This window comes from Candidatus Neomicrothrix sp., from assembly GCF_035329545.1.
GTDB classification, from domain to species: Bacteria; Actinomycetota; Acidimicrobiia; order Acidimicrobiales; family Microtrichaceae; genus Microthrix; species Microthrix subdominans.
Genome location: NZ_DAOLGP010000065.1, coordinates 1 through 6,011 on the forward strand (window position 1 = coordinate 1; position 6,011 = coordinate 6,011).

6 protein-coding genes are annotated in these 6,011 nt (G+C 68.9%); 3 read left to right on the top strand and 3 right to left on the bottom strand.

Translation table 11 applies throughout. The annotated features are described in order from the left end of the window. On the top strand, positions 1–1,983 hold a 1,983-nt coding region (locus PKD89_RS19365), incomplete at its 5' end, for an MMPL family transporter (protein WP_289012088.1). Positions 1,984–2,244: 261 nt separating this feature from the next. Here PKD89_RS19365 and PKD89_RS19370 read toward each other — a convergent pair. Further along, positions 2,245–3,345 carry a pyridoxal phosphate-dependent aminotransferase gene (locus PKD89_RS19370; protein WP_289012087.1) on the bottom strand — a complete coding sequence of 367 codons (1,101 nt, stop codon included), beginning with the start codon at positions 3,343–3,345 and terminating at the stop codon, positions 2,245–2,247. Then, the gene (locus tag PKD89_RS19375; RefSeq protein ID WP_289012086.1) at positions 3,345–3,818 is read right to left on the bottom strand and encodes a hypothetical protein; all 474 of its coding nucleotides are present in this window, start codon (positions 3,816–3,818) and stop codon (positions 3,345–3,347) included. Before PKD89_RS19375 ends, PKD89_RS19370 begins: the two co-directional genes overlap by 1 nt. Positions 3,819–3,975: 157 nt before the next feature. On the opposite strand from PKD89_RS19375, the gene PKD89_RS19380 reads away from it, so the two are divergent. Further along, a complete protein-coding gene (locus PKD89_RS19380) occupies positions 3,976–4,371 on the top strand; it encodes a PaaI family thioesterase (protein WP_289012084.1) in 396 nt (131 codons plus the stop codon). A 154-nt stretch (positions 4,372–4,525) separates the two neighbouring features. Continuing rightward, positions 4,526–4,909 (top strand): hypothetical protein, encoded by a 384-nt coding sequence (locus PKD89_RS19385; RefSeq protein ID WP_289012083.1) that lies wholly within the window; start codon positions 4,526–4,528, stop codon positions 4,907–4,909. 93 nt (positions 4,910–5,002) lie between these two features. On the opposite strand, the gene PKD89_RS19390 is transcribed toward PKD89_RS19385, so the two are convergent. Continuing rightward, positions 5,003–5,335, bottom strand: coding sequence for a TfoX/Sxy family protein (locus tag PKD89_RS19390; protein WP_289012082.1), 333 nt, complete (start codon positions 5,333–5,335; stop codon positions 5,003–5,005). Between the last annotated feature and the right edge of the window lie 676 nt (positions 5,336–6,011).

Here is a 6,011-nt window from a genome sequence, read left to right on the forward strand (position 1 = left end):
CGCGCCGTCGACCTGCTCAGGAGCAAGTTCCCAGAGCAGGCCGGGGATTCCAGTCGGGTCGTGTTCAAAGCGAATATCGGGACCATCTCGGACGTTAGTCGTAGGCGCGAGGTGCAGGCGCTGCTCGCCAAGCTCCGCGCGCTGCCGAGCGTCGCGAGCGTCCAGAGCCCAGATGCGCGCCGGGGTTCGATCAGTCGCGACGGCACGGTCGGCTTCGCCACTCTTGCGTTCGACAAGCAGGCCAATGATCTGGAAAAGGCGGATGTCGATCGTGTGGTCCAGACCGCCAGGGCCGCAGCCAGCCACGGTCTTGAGGTCAACGTCGGCGGTGAGGCGATCAAGATCGCACAACGGCCCAAGCCGTCGGCCGCCGAGGTCGTCGGCGTCCCGGTGGCGATCGTCGTACTGCTCGTAGTCCTGGGGTCGTTCGCGGCGATGACGATGCCGCTGATCGTTGCGTTCGCGGGGATCGCGGTGGCGATGGCCATCGTGCTGGCTGTGTCGCCATTGTTCGACATTGCAAGCTTCGCGCCGACGCTGGCGGTGATGATCGCGCTCGGTGTTGGGATCGACTACGCCCTTCTGATCCTCAACCGCTTTCGCGGCGAGAGGCGAGCCGGCGAGGACGTGCGCGAGGCGACGATCAACGCGCTGGACACCGCCGGGCGCTCAGTGCTGTTCGCCGGTGCGACGGTCGTCGTTGCCCTCCTCGGGATGCTGCTGCTCGGCGTCTCGTTCCTGAATGGCCCAGCCATGGCTGCCGCGCTGGCGGTGTTCTTCACGATGGTCGGCTCGTTGACGCTGCTCCCTGCACTGCTCGGCTGGCTCGGCCACCGGGTCAAGCCTGGCGCGGTGAAGGCGCCCGAGGCTACGCCCCACGGCTTCGCCCGTTGGGCAGGCACCATCGAGCGACGCCCGCGGCTGTTCGCCGTCGCGACGCTCGGGGTGCTGGCCATCCTCGCGCTCCCGCTCTTCGGGGTGCAACTCGGTTCCGGCGATGCGGGCACTGACGTACCCGGAAGCACGACGCGGATCGCCTACGACCAGCTCTCGGAGGGTTTTGGGCCTGGGTTCAACGGCCCACTGCTGGTTGTCGCCGAACTGGCCCGTAACGGTGATCGAGCCGCGCTCGGCAAGCTCTCGGCGGCGCTTGCGGCCGAAGACGGTGTGGCCGAAGTCGGCCGACCCGTCCTCAACGTCGCCAAGGACACCGCCATCTTGACTGTGTTCCCAGCCACCAAGCCGCAAGCTACGGCGACGACCGACCTGATCGGTCGGCTGCGCGACAACGTCGTGCCGCCCGTGGAGCGGGTGACCGGCGTCCGTGCCTGGATCGGTGGCGCGACCGCGACGACCGCAGACCTATCCGCAGTATTGGCGTCCAAGCTGCCGCTGTTTGTCCTCGTCGTGGTCGGCCTGTCGCTGCTCCTACTCGCCGTGGTATTCCGCTCGATCTTCATCCCGGTCAAGGCAGCGGTCATGAATGTCCTCACCATTGCCGCGGCCCTCGGGGTGATCACATGGGTCTTCCAGGACGGCCACTTCGCGTCACTGATCGGCGTTCACACGACAGGCCCGATCGAGGCGTTCCTCCCTGTGTTCATGTTCGCTCTCGTGTTCGGCCTGTCGATGGACTACGAGGTGTTTCTCGTAACCCGGATGCACGAGGAGTGGGAGCACCACAAGGACGCCGCCGGCGCCGTGCGCAACGGCCTGGCCCTCACTGGCAAGGTCATCACAGCCGCCGCGATCATCATGATCGCCGTCTTCAGCTCCTTCATGCTCGGCGACGATCGCACGATCAAGCTGTTCGGCCTCGGCCTGGCCACCGCTGTCCTGGTTGATGCGTTCCTCATACGCCTCGTGCTAGTGCCGGCGCTCATGTTCGTCGCCGGTCGTGTGAGTTGGTGGATGCCCGGCGGCCTGGCTCGGCGACTTCCACGGCTCTCGATCGAGGGGCCCGATACGCCAGCAACGAAATAGTCGCTGACAAACCACGAAAGCCAGCAATCCGTTCCGTCAGCACGCCTGTCCTCTAGCCGTGCCGCGTCTCGGGCGGCGGCTGGCCGGCGCTCCAGGCGTGGTCGAGGTCCACCCCATGAGCAGGCCGCGAGCCGTCGGGATTCAGGTGACTCAGGCGACGTGCGATGTGCCGCCGAGCGCTACGCATGTGCCCCTCGGGAACGAGGCTCGCAACCCTGCCCTTGACGCGCGCCCGTGCGGAAGGCACTGGCCGCGCGGGGGTCAGCCGAGCGAGCGCGCGATCTCACGCAGAAGGCGGTCGGTCGCGAGCTTGCCCTGGATCGCCACGCGGACGTGTCGCGCGTCGCCGAGCGGCCCGCCAGCGCGCACGACCACGCGCTGGCGGCCGAGGCGCGCGGCGAGCTCGGCGCCGTCCATCGACCGCGCGGCGATCCAGACGATGTTCGCCTGGGTCGGGGTGACCTCGAGCGGGAGTTCGCGCAGGCCCTCGAGGAGGCGCCGGCGCTCGACGGAGATACGCCGTGTACGGCGGTCGACCGTCTTGCCGCCGTGGCGCAGCGCTTCGAGCACGCCCGCCTGGGCGAGCTCGCCGATGCCCAGCGGCGGGCCGAGCTCATCGATCAGCGGCTCGGCTCCGGGGCCTCCGATCGCAAAGCCGCAGCGCAGGCCGGCGAGGCCCCAGGCCTTGGAGAAGCTGCGGAAAACGATTAGTCGCGGGTGGTCCTCGCAGAGCGCCAGGGCGGCGTCGCGCTCCTCGGCGTCGACGAAGTCGCGCAGCGCCTCGTCGAGCAGCACGACGACACGCTCGGGCAGCCCCTCCAGCAGGCGGCGCAGCTCGGCGACGGGCAGCAGCTCCCCGGTCGGGTCGTTCGGGTTACAGAGCATCAGCAGCCGGGTGCGGTCGGTGACCGCGGCCAGCAGTGCGTCGACGTCGAAGCCGTGGACGGGGACGAACGATCCGCGCACGCGGCGGGCCATGATCGGGTAGAGCGGATAGGACGGCCAGGGTGTGACGAGCTCGTCGCCGGGCTCCATCAGCGCCTGCGCGGCGGACGCCAACAGCTGTGAGGCGCCGTCGCCGACGGCGACCCGCTCGGGCTCGACGTCGTGGGCGAGCGCCAGCTCGGCGCGCAGCTCGGTCGACCCCTCCGTGTAGCGGTGTAGGCCGGCGCGGGCGACGAAGGTGATGGCGTTGACGACGCCCGAGGGCGGGTAGTCCGGCCAGGTGGTGCGCGAGAGGTCCAGGTCGTCGACGCGGGCGAGCGCGGTGCGGCGCCGCTCGTCGGCCTCCTCGCGCAGGCGGGCGCTGACCTCCTCGTCCGAGAGCTCCTCGAACTGCTTGTAGTGGTCGAGCAGGCCCATCAGGTGGGCGGGTTCAGCGAGTCGGCGAGGCCGCCGCCGAAGATCATCCACAGACCGAACAGCGAGGCGCCGATCAGGGCGGTGTAGGCGAACACCGGGCCGATCACGCCGCTGCGCTGGTCGACGCCCGCGGCGCGGCGCACGAGCACCCAGGCGTGGTCGAGCTGCTTCAGAAGCACGAGCGCGGCCATCAGCGTCAGCAGGATGCCGATGAACGCGACCACCAGGGCGAAGAAGATGTGGTCGGCCAGGAACGCGATGTGCGAGACGATCCACAGCCAGCCGGCCGGGACCGGCCCCCAGAACAGCAGGTTGACCAGCACCATCACGCCGAGGATGCCCGCCGCGAGCACCGCGTCGCGGCGTCGCTGGGCGGCGCTTGCGGCCTGCGGTGGCGCGGCGTAGTGGACCGGCCTCGTCCCGGGCCTGCGGGCGACGAAAAGGCCGCCGTTGTCTGTCGGATCCGTCCGCACTTCCGGGCAGAGACGCTATCGCATCTAGTTCACCGAGAGGTACGTTCCGTGGATCCTGACGGGGGAAGGGATCGTCGTCGCGGTCAGGCTCCGGTACTCCTCACGCGAGTCATCGCTAGGCTCCTCCGAGCTCTACGACCCGCAGATCGCCGAGCGGATGCTCACTCTCGGCAACCAGATGACCGGGCTGCCGCAGTACCTCGGGGGACGCTGGCTGCGCTTCGAGCCGGGCCAACTGTGGGCCGAGGCCGACCTAGCCTCACAGACGCCGACACCTCCGGCAACGTGGCACGGCGGCGCGATCGCCGCGATCCTCGACCACATCACCGGCGCCGTCGTCTACCGGCTGATCCCTGACGGCCACTGGGGCGCGACCACCGAGCTGAAGCTCAACTATGTCGCGCCGATCACCCCAGGCCTCGTCCAGGCGCAGGCCTCGGGCTCTCCATCAGCGACCGCAGCGCCGTCGTCCGCGGCGAGGCCCACCAAGGCGACAGACTCGTCACGGCCCCGCAGGGCACGATCACGGTCGTCGGCCCCGCGAGTGGCCTGACCTGCAGCACGGAGATCGACGTCACTCGCCACACTAGCCACGCGCGCTCGCTTGCGCTCGTGCACTGCACCGGTTGCGGAGCATATTTCTCAGTTGCTCGCGCGGAGGTCGGGGAGTAGCGTCGGCCGGGTACCCGACCTAGGGAGGTTGAGTGATGCCGAAGGCGTCGAGAGCGACCGCTTCGGAGTCCGTTGAGGTCGAGGGCTATGAGGGCCATTTTGAGCGTTTCGAGGGCGGCTACACCGTCGGCTTTGAGACCTACACGCAGGATGCTGATCTGAGTCCGTTCTTCACCGGGCTGCCGGATGACCGCTGCCAGTGTCCGCACTGGGGGTACGTCATTGACGGCAAAGTGAGTTTCAAGTTCGGCGACGGCCGCGAGGAGACCTATGTGACCGGGGACGCGTACTTCGCGCCGCCCGGGCACACACCGGTGCTGTTCGCGGGGACGAAGGTCGTCGAGTTCAGCCCGACGAGCGAGCTCCAGCAGACCATGGCGGTCGTGGAGAAGAACATGACGGCGGCAGCGCAAGCCTGACTGCTGCCGGCGGAGCCGAACGGGCGCGCCTCGCATCGAGGCGCCCGTCGGCTCATGGGTCTAGCGCTTGATGCTGGACGTCCCCGGGCCGCGTCAGGCCTTCGGCGGGAGCCCGGCAGCGAACGACGCGCCAGGGTCGATCCAGCGGGCGAGATCAGCGTCCGCCGCGACCGCTTCAGCGCCAACCTTGATGAAGCCGCGCATCGGGCGTCCGGTGAAGTCCATCGGGTCGACATGCGGCTCGTCTAGCGCTCGCTCGGCGTCGTCGGGATCCAGCCGCACCATCAGGTCTTCGCCAAGCGTTCCGCAGACCATGTTGCCGCTGACCATCCACGCGATGCCGCCGAACATTCTGCGCTCGGTGATCCCGTCCCGACCCCCGACGACGTCTCGAATCCTCGCGGCCAGCTCCTCCGAGTACGCCATTGCGCGAGTGTATTCCGAGGTCAATCGAACGCGGCGAGCGAACGACGTGGTTTCGGATCCCGGCAGGCTGGGTATGAGCGCGCCCGCGTGTCGACCCTAATTCTGAAGATCGCAGTCGGGGCGGGCATCCTCTGTGCGGTTGCCGCGGTGGGGCTAGCCGTGGCGTCAGCCTATTGAAGCGCAGGTCCCTCCGCGCGAGGGCGGGAGCGCAACCGGCATCGACCGCGCTCCCGCTTTGGACGAATTGCAGGCGCCCGCCAAACGGCGTCGGCCGGCCCATCGCCCGCCGCTGATTCCGGCCCAGCACCGCGCCCCCGGGTGACCTCCTTCTCCACCTTCCTGGGCCGAAAATGGGCCGGGGCAGGTCGTCCGGCGAGGGTCCGTGAGTCCCGGTCAGTCCGCCTCGATCTCGTCGAACCGGGACATCTGGGCCTCGGGGGAACTCGGGGGTATAGCCTGGCTCGCCTGACGCGGCACCGCCACCGCTGCGATCCCCAGCTAGAGAAGGTTCCGCGGTGGCCCGCGAAGCGGTAGCGTCGCGACCGCCAGCGACGCAGCTATCCCAATCGCTACCCCAACGAGCCCCCGAACCCGGCTAGACTCCAGCATCCATCGAGGATCCGCCGCATCCGGCGGCGGGCTCGAAAACCGTTGTAGGGGTAACCCCTCTACCGAG